The following is a 17,371-nucleotide window of genomic DNA, read 5'->3' on the forward strand; positions in this document are numbered from 1 at the left end:
TAGCATCAGCAGATGCTTACGATATTGCAATGGGACTGTATAACTGACACATGATCTTCTATCATCTTGCAAAAGAGGCTTCCCGGCAGATTACTTCTGTCAAGGAGGCCTCTTTTGTTCTTCAATGCATCATATAGCCAGTTCCCCGGACGGTATGGATAATCTTTCGAGCGCGGCCGCGGTCGACTTTTTTGCGTAAATGGCGGACATATACATCTACGACATTCGTGCCGGTCACAAAGTCATACCCCCATACCTCCTGTAAAATATCATCACGATGGCACACGGTATTGGCATGCTTCGCGAGATAGACGAGCAAATCATATTCCTTCGGGGTCAGTTTGATGATTTCCCCTCCCCGGAATACTTTGCGGCTTTTCGGCTCAATACGCAAATCCTCGAAAATGATTTCGCTTGGTTGGCCGTCGTTTAATCTCATGAACAGCTTGACCCAATGCTCCATACGTACGGCCAGCTCTTCGAAAGGGACGCTGCCGTCTACGACGTCGCTCGCTCCGGCTGCGAATGCCTCGACAAGCTGCTCTGTACTTCGTTCAAGAAGCACGGCTACGACGGGAAATGATAGCACGCCTTCATGAGCTTTAAGCAGCGCCATGGCATCGACGTCCGACAGCCCTTTTTCAACCAGCATAATGTCTGGCCTTTGTTTAAGCAGCTCTTCCTTCGTCACATCTTTGTTGCGAAACCAAGTGACGTCATATCCCGCTTCCTTCAGCTGCCGGTATAAACGGCTGCTCTCCCGGGACTCCCCTCCTGCCGATAATATGTGAACTTCCATACGATTCGCCGCCCACCTTCTGCTCCACATCCCGAATTTATTAATTAAGATGGACAAAATGCAAACAAACCATTCCCGAATTTAACGGAAATGGTTAGCTGCTTCTATCTTACTTTAGCCGAAGTACCTGTCATAAAGCACTTTGGCTTCTATAATATCCTTCGTTCCATGGACCAATGCCCGCCCGTCTTTGAATAATACCAGCCGGCGCTCTCCAATCGTATAGGATAGCAGAAACTTATTGAATTCTGCCGTCCCTTCCCCAAGACGCATCAGGGCTCTGGCCGTCTCCTCCAAATTCCATTCCCGTGGTGTAGCCGGACGAATTTGGACAGTATCCCTGCCGCAGAGCACTTCGGTCTTTCGTGAGCCCGAATGGGACAAATAGGGATAGGCTGGTTGCGGGCCGCAGGACGGGCAGTCTGGCTTCCGCGCCGCATCCATCTTGAGCGCTGCCTGCTCATTGCGCCATAAGTCAAAGGTCAGCAGCGTTCCTCGAAGATGCTCGGTCTGGCCCGTGAGCAGCTTCAGCGCTTCTGTCGTCTGATGGGCAACAACCGTCTGAACCGCTGGCGGAATAATCCCTGCTGTATCACAAGTATCGCCGCCCAGCGGAATCGAGCCCAGCAGACAATTCAAACAGGCGGTCTTCCCTGGCAATATCGTATACGTAATGCCATAGCTGCCTACGCAGGCACCGTAAATCCAAGGAATACCCTTCTTCTGGGAAATGTCGTTAATAACCATTCTCGTGTCAAAATTATCGGTAGCATCCAGTATAAGCTGGATTCCCGGCAATAAGGAGCTTATTTCAGTATAAGTCACATCCATGACATGAGCTTCAATGGTCACTTCGCTATTAATCGCTTGCAGCCGTTTCTGGGCAGCGATTGCCTTAGGCAGCCGGAGCTCGGCATCTTCTTCCGCGAACAGCTGCTGCCTTTGCAAATTGCTCCATTCCACGTAATCCCGGTCCGCTATGACTACACGCCCAACGCCAGCCCGTACGAGCGTTTCCGCAATGCCTGTGCCCAGCGCTCCAGCGCCTACGATAAGAATAGCGCTTTCCGACAGCTTGCGCTGCCCTTCCGGACCGATCATCGCAAAACGTTCCTGCCTGGAATACCGGTCCGTCCGGTCTCTTGTTTCCGCGGACAAAACTGCTGCCGAGGTTTCAGATCGATTGCCTTGCATTCCCGCTCCGCTCCTTTTCATCAGAAAACTATGAATACCTGCTGCACAATGGCCTTATTTCGTAGACCACTGCTCGACATCCCAAACCTTCGTTACCCAATCTTCGTAGAAGTCGGGTTCGTGAGATACGAGCAGCACCGTCCCCTTGAACTCCTTCAGCGCACGCTTCAGCTCCTCCTTGGCTGCTACGTCCAGATGGTTCGTCGGCTCGTCGAACAATATCCAGTTTGTCTCGCGCATCATCAGCTTACACAGCCGTACCTTGGCTTGCTCGCCACCGCTTAGCGCTTTGAGCTGGCGGGTGATGTGATCATTCTTCAAGCCGCAGCGCGCCAAATGCGCCCGTACTTCATGCTGGTTCAGATGCGGAAACTCATTCCATACATCATCGATCGGCGTACCGTTTCCTGGGCGTACCTCTTGCTCGAAATAAGCCGGATACAGGAAGTCCCCCTGATACGTTTTGCCGCTAATCGGCGGAATCTTGCCAAGAATCGTCTTTAGCAGCGTGGATTTACCGACGCCGTTGCAGCCGACGATCGCGATTTTCTCGCCGCGCTCAATCGTCATCGACATTTTGGGCAGCAGCGCATGCGTATAGCCAATTTCAAAGTCGATGCCTTCGAATACCGTCTTTCCGCTCGCTCTCGACTCTTTAAAGCCGAAAACCGGCTTAGCGGCTTCCTCGGGCTTGTCGATCCGCTCCAGACGATCCAGCTGCTTCTCCCGGCTCTTTGCCCGGCCGGAAGTGGAATACCGAGCTTTGTTGCGTTGTATGAAATCTTCCTGCTTCTTGATAAACTCCTGCTGTTTCTCGTAAGCCTCAATATGCTGATTTTTATTGATGTCGGCCATTTCCAGGAACTTCTCATAATTCGCCGAATAGCGCGTCAGTTTGGCAAATTCCAAATGATAAATGACGCTGACGACTTTATTCATGAACTCGGTATCATGCGAAATGAGAATAAAGGCGTACGGATAGTTCTGCAAATAGTTCGTGAGCCATTGGATATGCTCCACATCCAAATAGTTCGTCGGCTCGTCAAGCAGCAGGACGTTCGGCTTCTCCAGCAGCAGCTTGGCCAGAAGCACCTTCGTCCGCTGCCCCCCGCTTAGAGTCGAGACGTCGCGGTCAAGGCCGATCGCGGACAAACCTAACCCATTCGCCATTTCCTCAACCTTCACGTCGATCAAATAGAAATCGCCGATATCCAGCTGTTCCTGAATTTCGCCCATCTGCTCCAGCAGCAGCTCCAACTCCTCGGGCGAGGCTTCGGCCATTTTCTCCGTAATCTCCATCATTTCCTTCTCCAGCTCTAACAGCGGAAGAAATGCATCCTTCAATATATCTCGAACCGTCTTGCCAGGTGTCAGCTTCGTATGCTGATCGAGGTATCCGTACCGTACCTTCGGCGTCCATTCGACCTTGCCTTCATCCTTCAGGAGCTGTCCGGTCAAAATATTCATTAATGTGGACTTGCCTACGCCGTTTGCCCCAACCAGGCCGACATGCTCACCGGCCAACAAGCGAAATGAGACATTCTTAAACAAAGTACGGTCCCCGAAATTGTGGGAGACGTTCTCTACAGTTAATAAACTCATATTAGCGACCCTTACTCCTTCTATATGACATTCAAGAACCTATTTTAGCATAAGTGGGAGAAGGTCTGAAACAGTTTTTATTTAAGCGTCAGCGGCAAGTATTCTCAAAATATCCCTTAGCCGCCGCATCCCTGCGGTTCGTGAATACTTGTTCAATACGGTAGCGGGGCGGGCAGCCTTCCCGAAAAACGTAATGAAGGCCCGTCGTTTCATCGATGCCTCCTACCAGCAGCTTGCTTTGCACCAGCCGCCCACCGCCAAAGGCATAATTATTATAATAACGATCACCCACCGGAATGCCCTGCACAAACACAATGACTCCGATATCATTGAGCGTATTCGTCCAGTCCTCCTGGGATAAGGCCGGTAATGTAAAAAGATAATTTACTCCGATCCGTGCTGCGTATTCGTTATGACGATTCATGTATCCTGCTATGTTCTCTTCAATGGTTCGCACAATCGTCGCTCGCCTAACTTGTTCAAACGCTTCAGCGTCCTGCAGCAATGGTATGGCCGTCGCAAGGCTGAGCTCGCTTTGTCTCCCTCTCAGCCACCCGCCCGATCGGCTCTCGTATGCCGTTACCCGATTATCCAGCGTAAATGCGATACTGTTGCCGGACTGATCCGTGTATACATACGGTTTTTTCGGCCTCCAGCGATGCGATAAATCAGACTCGCCCGTCCCGGCCTCCTTGCTCTCATGCACAGCATAAATAGAAAATCCGTCATATTCAATGACTGCAATTACCGGTATATAAGCCAGCATGGCCCTCTGGGCAATCGGATCATTCTCAATACCTAAATGAATTGACAACGTCTCGATGAACGCTGACAGGGCTTCCTCCTTATCCGTTCTCATAAATTTCGCCGAACCATATCCGGTTTCGTAATACTGCAGCTCATTTAGATTGAGCGCATGAGCAGCATCCTGGACAGCCGTGCGGAGAGCCGAGGTATAGCGCAGCTGAAGCCGGTGAGCTTCCCTTAGGTCCCCGGTATGCAGATGAAGAACCCATAGATAGGGCGAAGCGATCAGCACGAAAATCATCGCCCAATCAGTAATCTTCATTGAGCACCATCCCCCCGTAATTCATGGCATTCCATCCGCCGGGCTTTACAGCTCCATATAAAAAATCATTCAGCACCGTTATCGGCGTTCGCTCCAAACCGGTAATGGTTACCGTGAAATAATCGCCAATTTCCATTTCATACCTGGGGCGCCCGCTTGCGCCGGCTGGAGCTTGCTCAGGAAAAAGCAGCGGCAATATGTCGTGGTCATAATAATCTTCATAATGAATGCTGAATCCGCCTAGAAAGGAATCAGGATCGGAAGGATCGCTGTATTCCGGATGATATTTTTTGTGACGGTGCACGAGTTCGATCTTGTATTCGCCTCCAACGGCACCAAGCTCATGGACAAAATCCCTGTACATCGATGCCGATAAATATCCTTTATTTCGGACCGCATCAGCAAACCGAACCAACGTGTTGTATGCCGCGAGCGCCCGATAATCCTCCTCCCGCTGTGCCGATTGAACTGCCGGAACCAAATACAGCAAGACGACGGCCAATAGCGCTGCAGAAATTTTAGATAAAGCGTTTGACATCGTTCAGCCCCTTTATTCCTTATGAAAAGCTATTTTTTGCACGCGGCCTGCGAAATCGTAATCCATCAGCACATGATAGCTCGCCTTTAAGTCCAGGAGGGCTGCTGCTTTCATTACAGCCGCATCCTGCAAAGAATAATCATCGCTGCCCGCTTCGTTCAAATCCGCCATCCTCCCGTCTATTTCAACGACGACGCCTTTTCTGGCCAGTTCTCCCAAGCTGTGCATGATTTCAGCTCCGCTGTACCGCTCAGCCTGTATTTCAATACCGATCGCAGTATGGATACTGTCCTTTTGACCCTGCGTAAAAGGGATTAATTGATCCAAGACGTCCTGCTCCAGCCGGGACTGATCTAACGCAAGCCACATAGCGCTAAGACACGCCATACAACCAATGAGCAGCCATAGAAAGCTCTTGAGCGCTCTATTCATGTCATTATTAAGGGGATGCAAGCACAGTCGTCTGCGTAAAAATAATTCCTCTTACAACGTTCGAATTATCTTTAATTACTTTTGCTTTGAACTTGCCGCTCGGATTGACATATTCATCCAGTATTTCGTTCCAAGAATTGTTGATATTGCCGACCTTATCGCTAATGACGGCTCCGAAATCTTCAATCGGCACTTGGTTGCCCACACGAAGCATATTGCCGTACCACTGGCCATTCTGATTTTTTCCGGTCTTCACCTGGATTCCGAATTGCTCCCGGTCCTTGAACTTTCTGAGGGCATTCGTTACCTGTGATCCGCTGACGGTTGTATCATCGTAAACCGTAAACGACGCCTGCGACAATTCGGTCTGGATATCCGAGAAATTGTTCTGCGCCGTTTTGGTGGCCTCTTGCGCGGATACGAACAAAATAACCACAATTGTAATAAGCGCAATCGTCAGGAAAATGCCGGCTGCAACTTTTAATGCGGATGAAGCATTATTCATTTTTTCATTCCTCCAAATCGTTATAATTTCTGAATATGTTCGAAATACAAATCCATCTGTTTGAAGCTCATCCATATGAGCGGGATGACCAAATAAGCGAATACGAGGCTGTACATTGGCGTAAAACCAATCATTCGGCCGAGTTCTGCCCGGGTATCCAGCGATTTCTCGTAATCGAAGCGCCTGCGCTCGAATTGAAACGACATCTCATGCTCCAGATCATCAAATGCTTTAGCAATGGTAATTTTCTCTGCGGCAAGCAGCAGCTTGTCCACGAACCGCCTGAACTCTGTGAGAGCAACTTCTGCTTTCATTTCTTGTAGAGCCGTTTCTCCGCCCTGACTGTAGTTGAGCAGGCATTTCTCTAACGGCGCTTTGAAAATGACGGCATATACATAGAGCCATTCCAAAATTTCTTCCACTGAAATCCGCTCCAACTCTTTAAAAATCCCCACCATCGTCATGAATTGATAGACTTCTTGGAGCATATCCGAAAGCCTCATTTTGCGCTGGAACCACAGCAGCCAAAGCGGCAACGCGAATGCCAGACAGCCTGCGGCCAGAGCGGCAGCAACCTCCCACCATTTCAAATACTCACGGTCAAGCCTGTTGAGCTTATCAACGATCCGGACCGCCATGGCGGTCAACTCGTCTTGGCTCAGCGTTTGCTCCTGGGCTTCGAGGGCTGCCTCGGCAGATTTCAAAACGGCATCATAACCAGCCTGGGAAGTATTCATCTTTTCCATCGCCTTTTTCTCCAAGGCAGCGAGCCTCTCGGCCCCTTCCTTCTCCTGAGGTGTCATCGCGCCGAAAAATATTGTGCTCTGCGGCGGCTCCCTGAGGATTTGCTGATAAGTGACCACGTGCAGTGCAATGCAGAGAGCAATTGTCGATATGAAACCTACCAGAAAGAGACCGACCCTCCTTAGTTGAAACCATTCGACTCTCATTTGCAGATTGCTGTCCTTGAACAATTGCGTAAGCCGATAGTATGAAAACGAAGATCGAGGCGGAACGAACCACTGGACGGTGCTTCTTACCCAGCGGATTTTGTAAATCCTGGCCTCCCAGCATATTTTACTTCCGGAAGCCCGGTATGCTGTATCTTCTTCATTTTTTAATTTTTGCAGCAAAATATAGGAAATCAGTATGATCAAAAAAATGAGAATCTTGAGCACAATCCCAGCTTTGCTTAAATAAAAATGATCCATGAGCGGGAAGTTCCGCCTGGCCCACATCTCGATCGGTTTTGTAAAAAATATAGGCGCAAGGGCGATAACATGCAGCCCCTTCAGCAAGTAGTCCAGTTTAGTACGGCGAATAAGGTCGAGTTGAATTTCCTGCGTCAGACTGGCCACCGCCCGCAAAAACACCGAACCCTCCTTCGAAGTCTTGTCGCCGAATTCCATTACCAAGCTGGATATTCCCGCAAACGCCTTTAAGAACCTGCTGGGCGCTGTCTCGTAATATTGCTCCAGCGCTTCCTGCTGCTTAGGTGCAGTCAAGGCCTCATGGATGCGGTAGGCTTGGGCACCGATCTCCTCACCGAGCCCTTCCGCTGCTTCGTCAATCGCATCGGTAATCATGCCGTGACGATGGTAGGCATGGCGCACTGCTGCAAAAAACTCCAGCATATGCTCCAACAGTTTGCGTTCAAGGCGATTTACGAAACCGTCCAGGAACAGTCCCTGTAGAACCGCAGCCGTAATTAATAGCGTCACGAAAAACATGATGTTCGGGTTCATCCAGGTCAGCAAGGTGATGCCCAGGCCGAAAGTAAGCAGGAGCGCATAAACGAGCATCATCGTTCTCCTGCGCAGCTCAAATTCGGCATACGTATGCATCAGCGACAATTTCCCGCGTACCTTGCGGACATAGTATCGCAGGGGAGGCACTTTTAGAAATATGGCATAGGATCTCAGCAGAAAAGCGGTGATATGCTTGCGAACGTAAGCCGCTATGCTTTGACTGCTATCCGTAACAGATTCGAGACTGGAAATACGCCTAGAGGCGGCCCATAAACCAATGCATAGCAGCACAGAGATAATTAGAATCCAGATTAATACTGTTCTAAGCTCCAATCTTTTCCCTCCAGTAACGATCCAGAAAACGCGCAAAAGCCGCGCTGTCCTCGGCCGTCATTTCTCCGGCCATTTCCTGTCTCATGCTCAGGGAAATTGGCTCGACAGGGATATATGTTCCGTCCCGGTATTCCAGCACTACCCTTTCACGGTAACCTTGCTTCTCGCGGTCGCACTCCGTTATTTTTTCGATATACCGCTGGCCGGACATATCCTTCCGCAAATGGACATCGAAATCAATAACGCTGACGACCTGCCGTTCTGCGATCTGTTCATCACGAAACATGCCTGTCTTAAGCAAGGAATTGCGCAGCGATTCGATCAGATCGCGAAACGTTTTGGCATGATGGGTAAACAGGGTGAACAGGCTGGCCACCTGGGCCATCTGAATCATCCAGGACGCTACATCATCGGTGGCCACTTCGCCAAGTATATTCACGGTACCGTCCGTCTTCTTCTGCAAATCCAGCCCGGCCTGCCCCGATATATACTCCGTCTCCCGGAACGTCATAATATTTCTATTGCTGTACAGCTTGCGCAAGTTCAGTTCAAAGGACATCTCTTGAACCCTTAAAGTATAGATGGGATAAATATGCTTCACCAAGGCCATTAGTAGTGTTGTTTTGCCTGAGCCCTGAGAGCCGGTAATCGACGTAATCCTGCTGCCTTTCATCAGAAATTTGAGCAAGCCTATCGGCAGTTCGGCATCTTCCCCGACAATTAGCTGCTCCAGCGCTGCGCTGCGCAAATCGAACTTCCGGACGAAGAAGGCCCATGATTCGGCAAAGGGCGGCCGAACGACGACAACCCGGGAGCCATCCTTCATTTCATTGACCTTGTAACCGTTAGCCTCGGTTAGCTGGCCAGGTAAATTGTATTTATATATGTTCTGGCAAACCCGCTTAAGTTCCGCCTCTTCCCCAAAACTAAGGAAGGACAGACGAATGCTTTTGCCCATATAAAAAATCCAGACGCTTTCCCATATCCGTGATTTTGCATGACCGTCTTCATCACCCGTTTTTTCGCGGCTTTCCCAGCCAAACTGGGGGAGGGATCCCACGGAATCCCAGTCATCATCCATAGCAGCAATGCCGTTCACTCCCCCGCTAAACCCGTCAATTCGCTGCTCCTTAATCTCGTCTACCACCGAAAAGCCTTTATACTGCTGATAGACGCGCTGTACGAGAATATCCAGTTTCTCCCGAAAGGCAAGCTCCCGGTATTCGGCATAAAACACCTCGTCGATATCCTCGCTGTTAATCTCGTAATAGGCAGCGTCATCATGTCCATTCGACTGCTTGGGCTCATCAAGCCGATAGGTCTCAATCAGCATCGCTAAAGCCTCATCGCCGAAGCGCTGAGCATACAAATACAAGACAATTTCGAACCGGTCCTGGGCCGTCAGCCGTTCGCGATGGTGGAAAGGGATATACTTGCCGATCGTCTGCTCATTGACACCGCAGCCCTTGATCAGCAAATCTTTAATATAGGATTTCACGTACCTTTTATCACCCCGGTCGCCCCAGGTGCAGCCCCGAAGCGCTTTCCGGAGCTCTGCGCGGCTCTTTAATTTACGCTGCCAGGCGTCCTCGCTCATGCCCCAATCATTCAGTTGAGCCCTGCTCAATTCATGAAGCTGTTTCTTTACATAGGCAACAAGCGTATCTATTGGAGCGGACTCTTCATGAAATGCCGGCTGGGCGAGGGTCTTCTCGGCGTAGCGGGCTTTGATCCAAACATAGGCGATACCCGACAGCAGGACGCATAATATACCGAGCAGGTTAGCAAATTGGGTCACTGATCATGCTCCTTTCACTTTGCTGTCCAGCGCGGTGTCGCTGGCCCGCTCCTTCGCTGAAAGCGCTAGGCGAACAAGCTCTTTACAGCTAAATAAAAATTGCTCCCTCTCGTACCCGCGCCCCTTCAACAACCTGTACCGCCGGAAGAAGGCGATGATGTCCTGGCCGTTCCAAGCATCGCTAAACTCGGTATGATACGGAATACCGATCATCGGCACCTCACAGTTATAACGGCGCTTAATATTTTGCAGACTCCATTTCGAAGCGGCATCATACTGGTGGATGACAATAGCTTGGGGCATCACGCTGTCCGTCCGCTCCATGCTGCCGTTCATTTCAAAAAAAGTATCCAGTTCGACCCGATTTTGCCGAAGTACCGCAACAAGCGTATCTTCACTGCGAGGCAGCCAGTTGTTCTGTACAAGAGCATGGACGCCGGATAACTGCATAACAATGATGTCATAGTATCGTTCGGCGATATTGAGGATCGCTCCCAGCTCTGCAGAAAGAAGCATCTCACTCGTGCCGGCGCCTACCGGCTTAAGGCCATCAACCATATCGAGCCGTCCTGGCAAAAGCGGATAAGTGTAATCCTTCATGTCAGCCTGAAGCAAACGCTCGCTTTCGGCAAGGCGGATTAGCGCCTCCATGCCATGATCCTGCACGGGCAAGCCCAGATCGTCCTCCATCTCCTTATCACGCAATGAAAATCCTTCCTCTATGCCTGTACCGGCAGCTCCGCAATTCATGAGCAGCAGATGATATTTCTCGTGCAGGCCCCCTTGTACTCCAAAGGCCGCAGCGACCTCTGCCGAGCCGCCATATCCCATATCCCAAAAAACGACTTTACTCATGCCTGCCTCCTTTCCGCTTTGCGCAGCGCTTTTTGTACCGTTCTGAATTCCCATCCGGCCAATTGGCTTATCAAATCGGCAATCGCCCTTTTATAAGCACGGGTAATCCGGTTCAAGCGCAAGGTTTGGGAATGCTCATTCTCCGTTTGCACGGCAACATTGATTTCATCAAAGGGGATTCGAATATTCGCTTCCGTCCAGTCGATAGGCAACTGCTCCATCAAGCTCATTACATATCGCTCATCAACATAAGTGTCCATCGCCCGCGTAAACACAGGGCGTACTTTCAGCCCGCTAAGCTGCGGCCACATCTCGAATAAACGGCTGAAAAATTCGCAGCTTCCAGCGATTTCATAACGGTCATAGCTTGCGACCCAGACCACCTGCCCTGCCTCGCTCCATAGATGCCAGCCCGCCGGAATCAAGTGATTAACATCATACAGGCAGAAATCGTAAGTTTCCCAGCTCTCCGGCTCCTCCATTTCGGGCCCTGCCCGAAAGACGTCAAACCCGTTAAACTCGGTAATTTCCTTCCCTCCAGAAATTCCGCCGATCACATAACGGTATTTCCCCCGATCAGTGGCATCGATCAGAAGCACTCGATGTCCTGAAGTGGCCAACACCTTGCAGATGTAAAGCAGCAAATCTCGTTTATCCGCAGCGCCCGCAAATATCCAACGCACCACCACTATCAGCTCCTTAATACGTATTAGGCACCATCTCGAAACTATCGCCGGAAGACGCTGCCTCTGCGTTTCGATCGGCGTGGCGCCCTGCGAATTCCACTGCATTCTGGGGCGACAAGACGGACAAATCAGCTTCTAATATTTGCCTTGTGGAATGGGATAAAGCATGCTCGGCCCGTGAAACAATATTGGGGTCTTTCTTAATCAGTTCCAATACGGCCTTGTTTGCCGGGTAAGTCGGGATGGCCTTTGCCTGCAGCTGCGGCTCCACGTATGCAAGCGCGTATATTGAAGCCTTATGCAAATACGCATCCACAACCGCACTGGAAAGGGACAATATTTCCATTTCATTCAGCGTTACCGTCACCAAGCCCCCGTTCAACTGCTCAATTTTCTTCTTGGACAGCAGAATATAGTCTTGACCAGTCGGGAATTGAATGCGCACGTCTACGACGTCATGCTTCTGAAGCGCGGCGGGAAGCTGGACAAAGCCCATTTCCCTCCAGCGCAGATCATGGGGCGTAGGCTCGTCCGCGTACAATAACCCGGGTGTTAGCAGCGTCTGTGACGTCAAGGCAATCTTGACGCTTTTTCCGGCGATTTCTTCTTTAGACTTCATGAAATTGGCGGGCACGCTGTCCGCGGGAAGCTCCACTCTTCTTAAATCCTCAGAACGGATAGGATGTCCCGCGGAGATATCCCGGGCAAGCACCCATCCGGATACCGATCGGCGTTCTTTCTCCTCTTTAAGCTCCTGAATTTTGCTCTCATACTCTTGAACAAGAGAAGTTCTCATGTGATGAACCTGCCTCGCTTGATATATGGCATAACCGGCAAACAGGAGACCAACAATTCCTGCGCCCGCCAATCCGGCAATCATCAACTGCTTTGTCCGCTGCCTCAATCTGGACATCTAGTTACCGCTTCCTTTCCAACGTTTTCTCCTAAAACCAAAGCCCGTCACTTCCACCCGTGAACTCTTCGCTGCCTCGGGATAACATACTTTCATCAATTCGCCCACCATTGCCTGGCCAGGCTCAAATGGATCGCTCTCCTCAGCAATCTCATACACCCGATCGGTGCCTAAATGCTTGCGAAGCCGGCGTTGTGCCCCCCTCCCGCCCAAGGGGATGAAGCAGACCCATCTGCGCCGAATGGCTTCGCCAACCCGAAACCCGATGCTTAACGCTTCCTCCTCCCGCCATTCAGCCCCGGAAACGACGAGGATCGGCAAATCAGCCCGCGAGAACTCCTCAATCAACTCCCTGCGCCCGGTGGAACCAAGATCGCAGATCACGAACTCATATCCTTCAGCAAGCAGTTCGATCCACTCAGCCCGTGAGGGATGACGTACATAGTCGACCGCATGAATTCGAAACCGCTGCGGTACGGAAGCATGATCCGCCCTCGATTTCGCCCGTCCTGTAACCGCTTGGGCAAGTTGTGTAAACGCTGCTGCGCCCGCCTCCATCTCAACGACAGCCACACGCTTGGAGTAACGGGATAACGCATGAGCGATCATGATTGCCGTATGGGTAACCCCAATTCCTGGACTCGCCCCCATTACTGCAATCACGCTGCAGCGTTTGGGCCGTCCAGCCTCCTCGTGTTCCCGAGCCCCCGCAATCAACGATAGCGCCCGGCTAGTCTCTATCGCCGATGGGTATCTGTCCTGGGGTTCGGCCTGCAGCAAGCGCTGCAAAACAGGAAGCAATCGCTCATAACCATTCCTGCGAATTACGCTTGCCGCCTCCTCGGACCAAACACTGTGCGCTCCCCCCGTTCCGAGGTAAAGGAGAACCGCTCCTAAGGAATATAGATCCGTCCGGCAATCGCTTTGCCTGCCCCCATACTGCTCTGGGGCGGCAAAGCCTGCCGAACCGATCAACACCGTATCCTCCGCCTGATCCTCCTTGTATCTCCGGGCAATTCCAAAATCGATAAACCTGATTTCCCCATGCTGGTCCACCAGCAGATTGGCAGGCTTCAAATCCCGGTGGATGATCGGCGGCTCATGGCAGTGCAAATATTGAAGACCTTCGCAAATTTGCTGCCCGATGGATATTAAAGAAGGCAGGGTCAATTCACTTCCTTGCCTTTCCGCGTAGCGGTCTAGATGCTCTCCTTCTACATAGTCCATAATCATGTACAAGTGACCCGTTTCGGACGGTCTAGAGATGTCTATAATTCTTGGTAATCTAGGATGATCCAAAGCAATTAGCAGCGCCGCCTCCTCTTCCAAAGAAATATTGAAATGCATCGCTGGAGCGACTACCTTCATCGCCCATGCTTTGCCAGGCAGCTTCAGATCGGATACCAGATAGACCCGGCTCATGCCGCCTGCTCCAATCATGCGTTCAATTCTATATCTGCCCGCAATGATTTCGCCGGCAGCCAGCACCTCGATCAATGGCAAGCGGAAACCTCCTTCCACGCGCAAAAAAAGGGAAAGCATCCATGCTTGATGCCCGGTCTTGCCGGAGCATAATCATGGGATACTTTCCCTTTATTGGCTGTTTGTATAATTTTGGAACCAGTATACGTGATCGAACGGCGTTTTGTAAAGTCCTTTTTGCCGCCCTTTTAATTAATGATATTAATATTTAATCATATATAGTGTTATTTCGTCCCGATTATGGAACAGCTGTTTCGCCCTTTGCACCTGCAGACGAGACTCCTGAAATATACCGATCACCTCTTGAGTAAGAGCCATCGGCTTCTTGCTCAACAGCTTGACCGTAACGATGGCCGTTCCGCCGGGCGCCAACGTATACAACAAATCGCTAACCAGCTTCGCCGTCAGCTTTGGGCTCCAGCTCATATCGCAGACCAGCAAATCGAACTGATGCTCCCGAAGCTTCACTTCGCCGGCATTTTTTCTAAGTATGGTTAAATTCGGAGCATTCAGCAGCGATGGGTGCATTTTGGCTGGATCCACCGCCGTCACGCTAAGCCCCCGCTCTAGCAGAAAAGAAGTCCAGCCCCCGGGAGCGGCGCCGATATCCAGCGCCTCGCGAAACGCCGTAAAATCAACGCCGAAGACCAGCTCGGCCTCGAGCAGCTTGAATTTCGCCCGGGATATCTGCCCTTCCTCCCGCTGAAAGCGCACAGCACCGCCGTTCCAGTCTGAAATATTATCAGCCGGCCGCGATACTCCGGCATAGAGGGACTCTTTCCCTACGAACACCGAGAGGATATATTCGGCATCGCGAACGACGAAGTCTGCGTTCAAGCCGCTTAATTTGCTTTGGATCAGATCTTTTAGCTCTGCTGCGGGACCGCTCCAAAGCGAATTCTCAGTTTTCCTAGGCTGTACGGCAATTTTTGCCGCATTTCTCAGCCGCTGGTCGGAAAGCGCATTTGCCGCTAGCTTCTCCATTCCCTCCGCAAACTCATCTTGTCCGAGTCCGTTCCATTCCCAATCAATTTGGAATATATGTCTCAGAAAAACAGGCGGCCTCTCCGAAATCGCAGCAATCACACGTTCTGCTGGTTCCTGCAGCGTTACGCGAAGCACTTCTCCTGGTATCAGCACGGTACTTTTCACCGCACCGAATAATCGGCGAAGCTCCTCTTGCGCATACGGCGCAAAGCCGTGATTGGCTGTACAGATCCACTGGCTCTCCGGGCTTGTCGCCTCACCTGATCCGCTTAATGAAATATCTTGACTAGTCAACGCAAAACCCCCAGAAGTAATGGCCGCCATCCAGCACGGCCTTAAAGTGAACTCATCTAATTGCGGGCACTTCTTCTAGCCATGCCCTCGATTTCATCCAGGCGTTCAAATGGAATCGGTCCATTATGCAAAATAACGCACTCCGGCTTGTTCTGGTATAAAATTTCGTACATGCTTTTTTTCCCGGCCATACTTGATGTATGCAAGAAAATCTCTCTAGGATACAATCCTTCCCGCGCGATGGCTGCAGCCACCTCGGCCCCCGTCTTCTCGCCCGGCCCCATATCGTAATCCAGCGACAAGATGTCGACTTCGGAAATCCGCAGAAGCTCTATGCACTCATCGACGGTCCTAACCAACGTAAACCCTGAGGGACAACGCCGCAAATCATCCATATACACATGAATCAATGTTCTTCGTCCTTTCCCGCGGAATTTCAGCACCAGGCTTTCACCCACCGCCTCACCCGTTCCATATCTTCTCTATAGGTTCCATCTTCGCCTTTCTCACTCTCGAAAATCCATGGTATTCCCCGCACCTGATCGAGTTGCAGAAGCTTACGGAAGCCTCTTTCGCCAATGTAGCCCGACCCAACCCGGGCATGCCGGTCTTTCCGTGAATGTGCTGGATATTTGGAATCATTGAGATGGATTACGGTTAATCCGCTCCAATAATCCAATTCGGCCGCTTTGCGGGCAAAGATATTGTCAGCTTCCCCGACCCACATTCCCGAAGCGAAAGCATGGCAGGTGTCGAGGCAAAAGCCGATGCGTTCGGGCGATTGGCACAGCTTACGGATCTGAACCAGTTCCTCCAAGGTCATGCCCATGTCTCCATGGTCACCGGCCTGATTCTCAATAAGCAGCTTAGCTTTGCCTTCCCAGCCGGACAGCACCTTATTTATACATTGTATAATATTTTGATAACCTTGTAAGGGGTTTTCAGTCTTAAATGTGCCAAAATGGACAATTATTCCCATAGATCCGCATGCTTCTGCAATTTCAAGATCATTCCGCAGCGAATGAACGGTTCTTGCAAACTGATCAGGCGCTGCATGCAAATCGACCGCCAAATTGCTCGGATAGGGAGTATGGGCCACAGACCGTATTCCGTGCTGTTCGCAAAGCGTGCGGCAGCGCTCGGCATCCTGGCGGTCAAAATCTTTCACCGACAAGCTTCTCGGATTTTTTGGAAAATATTGAAACGCGCCTGCACCGGACGAAATCGCGATTTGCGCGGCTCCCGCATATCCGCTGCGGATGCTGAGATGCCCGCCGACGATTGGCTTCTTAGCGGTCATGCTGACAGCCCGGGCTGTAGAAAACCTTTTTGCCGGCAATTTCGGTCTTGACGATTTCGTCCCCGCAGCGGTAGCATTTTTCCCCTTCCCGGTCATACACCTGGCATAGGTCATTGAAACCGCCTGTAAGCTTGTCATCCTTTGTCAACGGAAGCTCCATATAGCCCCCTGCTTCGGTAGCGTGGATCAGAACGTCGCGAACCGCTTGATATAGCGCAGACAAATCGTCCTCGCTCATATTTTGCAGCTTGGCGGATGGCCGCAATCCAGCCGCGTACGCGATCTCATCCGCATAGCAGTTGCCGATTCCGGCAACGATTTCCTGATTTACGAGCGCGGTCTTCAGGCTGCCCCGTCGCTTGCTGAAAATCGCTTTGAACTTCTCTTCGTTCATTTTTCGGTCGAGCAGCTCCGGGCCCAAATCCGACAGCAGCTCCTCCGCTTCCTTTGCGGTATGCAAATGCAAATAACCTAGTCTAAGGCCGATAAAATACAGCACCATGCCGCCTTCGAACGAAATCTCGACTTGCGTGCTGCGGTTCGGACGATCCTCCAAAGTGCCCAGGTACAAAAGTCCGCCAAGCATCAAATGCAGCAAGAGCCGGCGGCCGTTGTCCAAATGAAACAGTAAATGTTTGCCCCGCCGCTCAATAAAAATAACTTGTCTGCCCAGCAAAGCATTCGTAAAAGCTTCAGGCTCCAGATTTACCGACTTCTCCCGGTGAATTGCGATTCTTGTTATAGGCAAATCCAAAATATGCTTGGATAGCTGAATTCGATAATTATCCATTTCCGGCAGTTCCGGCATTGTCATCTTTCCCTTCTCTATCTCATTA

The 17,371-nt window shown here is 50.9% G+C and carries 17 protein-coding genes; all 17 read right to left on the reverse strand.

Annotated features, from left to right (window positions below; all coding sequences use genetic code 11):
• Positions 1-121: 121 nt before the first annotated feature.
• The 17 genes from MKX50_RS13545 to MKX50_RS13625 all read right to left on the reverse strand — a co-directional run bounded on the left by MKX50_RS13545 (position 122) and on the right by MKX50_RS13625 (position 17,343).
• The gene (locus tag MKX50_RS13545; RefSeq protein WP_339157202.1) at positions 122-799 is read right to left on the reverse strand and encodes a response regulator transcription factor; all 678 of its coding nucleotides are present in this window, start codon (positions 797-799) and stop codon (positions 122-124) included.
• 114 nt (positions 800-913) lie between these two features.
• Positions 914-1,993: a ThiF family adenylyltransferase gene (locus MKX50_RS13550; protein ID WP_213592192.1), complete on the reverse strand. Its 1,080-nt coding sequence runs from the start codon at positions 1,991-1,993 to the stop codon at positions 914-916.
• A 54-nt stretch (positions 1,994-2,047) separates the two neighbouring features.
• Positions 2,048-3,595 carry an ABC-F family ATP-binding cassette domain-containing protein gene (locus MKX50_RS13555; RefSeq protein WP_213592191.1) on the reverse strand — a complete coding sequence of 516 codons (1,548 nt, stop codon included), beginning with the start codon at positions 3,593-3,595 and terminating at the stop codon, positions 2,048-2,050.
• A gap of 88 nt (positions 3,596-3,683) precedes the next feature.
• Complete coding sequence (locus MKX50_RS13560; protein ID WP_213592189.1) at positions 3,684-4,664, reverse strand: hypothetical protein; 981 nt, start codon at positions 4,662-4,664, stop codon at positions 3,684-3,686.
• Positions 4,651-5,202, reverse strand: coding sequence for a hypothetical protein (locus MKX50_RS13565; protein WP_213592187.1), 552 nt, complete (start codon positions 5,200-5,202; stop codon positions 4,651-4,653). The genes MKX50_RS13560 and MKX50_RS13565 overlap by 14 nt, the downstream gene beginning before the upstream one ends.
• 12 nt (positions 5,203-5,214) lie before the next feature.
• Positions 5,215-5,634 (reverse strand): hypothetical protein, encoded by a 420-nt coding sequence (locus tag MKX50_RS13570; RefSeq protein WP_339157203.1) that lies wholly within the window; start codon positions 5,632-5,634, stop codon positions 5,215-5,217.
• 7 nt (positions 5,635-5,641) lie between these two features.
• Complete coding sequence (locus MKX50_RS13575; RefSeq protein WP_213592183.1) at positions 5,642-6,139, reverse strand: ABC transporter permease; 498 nt, start codon at positions 6,137-6,139, stop codon at positions 5,642-5,644.
• A gap of 20 nt (positions 6,140-6,159) precedes the next feature.
• A complete protein-coding gene (locus tag MKX50_RS13580; RefSeq protein WP_339157204.1) occupies positions 6,160-8,220 on the reverse strand; it encodes a hypothetical protein in 2,061 nt (686 codons plus the stop codon).
• Positions 8,210-10,018, reverse strand: a complete 1,809-nt coding sequence (locus tag MKX50_RS13585) for an ATPase, T2SS/T4P/T4SS family (RefSeq protein WP_339157205.1) — start codon at positions 10,016-10,018, stop codon at positions 8,210-8,212. Before MKX50_RS13585 ends, MKX50_RS13580 begins: the two co-directional genes overlap by 11 nt.
• Before the next feature lie 3 nt (positions 10,019-10,021).
• Positions 10,022-10,873, reverse strand: a complete 852-nt coding sequence (locus MKX50_RS13590; protein WP_339157206.1) for a hypothetical protein — start codon at positions 10,871-10,873, stop codon at positions 10,022-10,024.
• Positions 10,870-11,559 carry a hypothetical protein gene (locus MKX50_RS13595; RefSeq protein WP_339157207.1) on the reverse strand — a complete coding sequence of 230 codons (690 nt, stop codon included), beginning with the start codon at positions 11,557-11,559 and terminating at the stop codon, positions 10,870-10,872. Before MKX50_RS13595 ends, MKX50_RS13590 begins: the two co-directional genes overlap by 4 nt.
• 13 nt (positions 11,560-11,572) lie before the next feature.
• On the reverse strand, positions 11,573-12,472 hold the full coding sequence (locus MKX50_RS13600; protein ID WP_283924746.1) for an SAF domain-containing protein: 900 nt from the start codon (positions 12,470-12,472) through the stop codon (positions 11,573-11,575).
• A complete protein-coding gene (locus tag MKX50_RS13605) occupies positions 12,473-13,975 on the reverse strand; it encodes a serine/threonine-protein kinase (RefSeq protein WP_339157208.1) in 1,503 nt (500 codons plus the stop codon). It abuts the gene before it with no gap.
• 180 nt (positions 13,976-14,155) lie between these two features.
• A complete protein-coding gene (locus MKX50_RS13610; protein ID WP_339157209.1) occupies positions 14,156-15,235 on the reverse strand; it encodes an SAM-dependent methyltransferase in 1,080 nt (359 codons plus the stop codon).
• A 56-nt stretch (positions 15,236-15,291) separates the two neighbouring features.
• On the reverse strand, positions 15,292-15,642 hold the full coding sequence (locus MKX50_RS13615) for a cyclic-phosphate processing receiver domain-containing protein (protein WP_244996571.1): 351 nt from the start codon (positions 15,640-15,642) through the stop codon (positions 15,292-15,294).
• Positions 15,643-15,671: 29 nt separating this feature from the next.
• Positions 15,672-16,535 carry a deoxyribonuclease IV gene (locus MKX50_RS13620; protein WP_339157210.1) on the reverse strand — a complete coding sequence of 288 codons (864 nt, stop codon included), beginning with the start codon at positions 16,533-16,535 and terminating at the stop codon, positions 15,672-15,674.
• Positions 16,525-17,343, reverse strand: a complete 819-nt coding sequence (locus MKX50_RS13625; RefSeq protein ID WP_213592479.1) for a DNA-formamidopyrimidine glycosylase family protein — start codon at positions 17,341-17,343, stop codon at positions 16,525-16,527. Before MKX50_RS13625 ends, MKX50_RS13620 begins: the two co-directional genes overlap by 11 nt.
• Positions 17,344-17,371: the final 28 nt, after the last annotated feature.

Source organism: Paenibacillus sp. FSL W8-0186 (assembly GCF_037969765.1).
GTDB lineage: Bacteria > Bacillota > Bacilli > Paenibacillales > Paenibacillaceae > Fontibacillus > Fontibacillus woosongensis.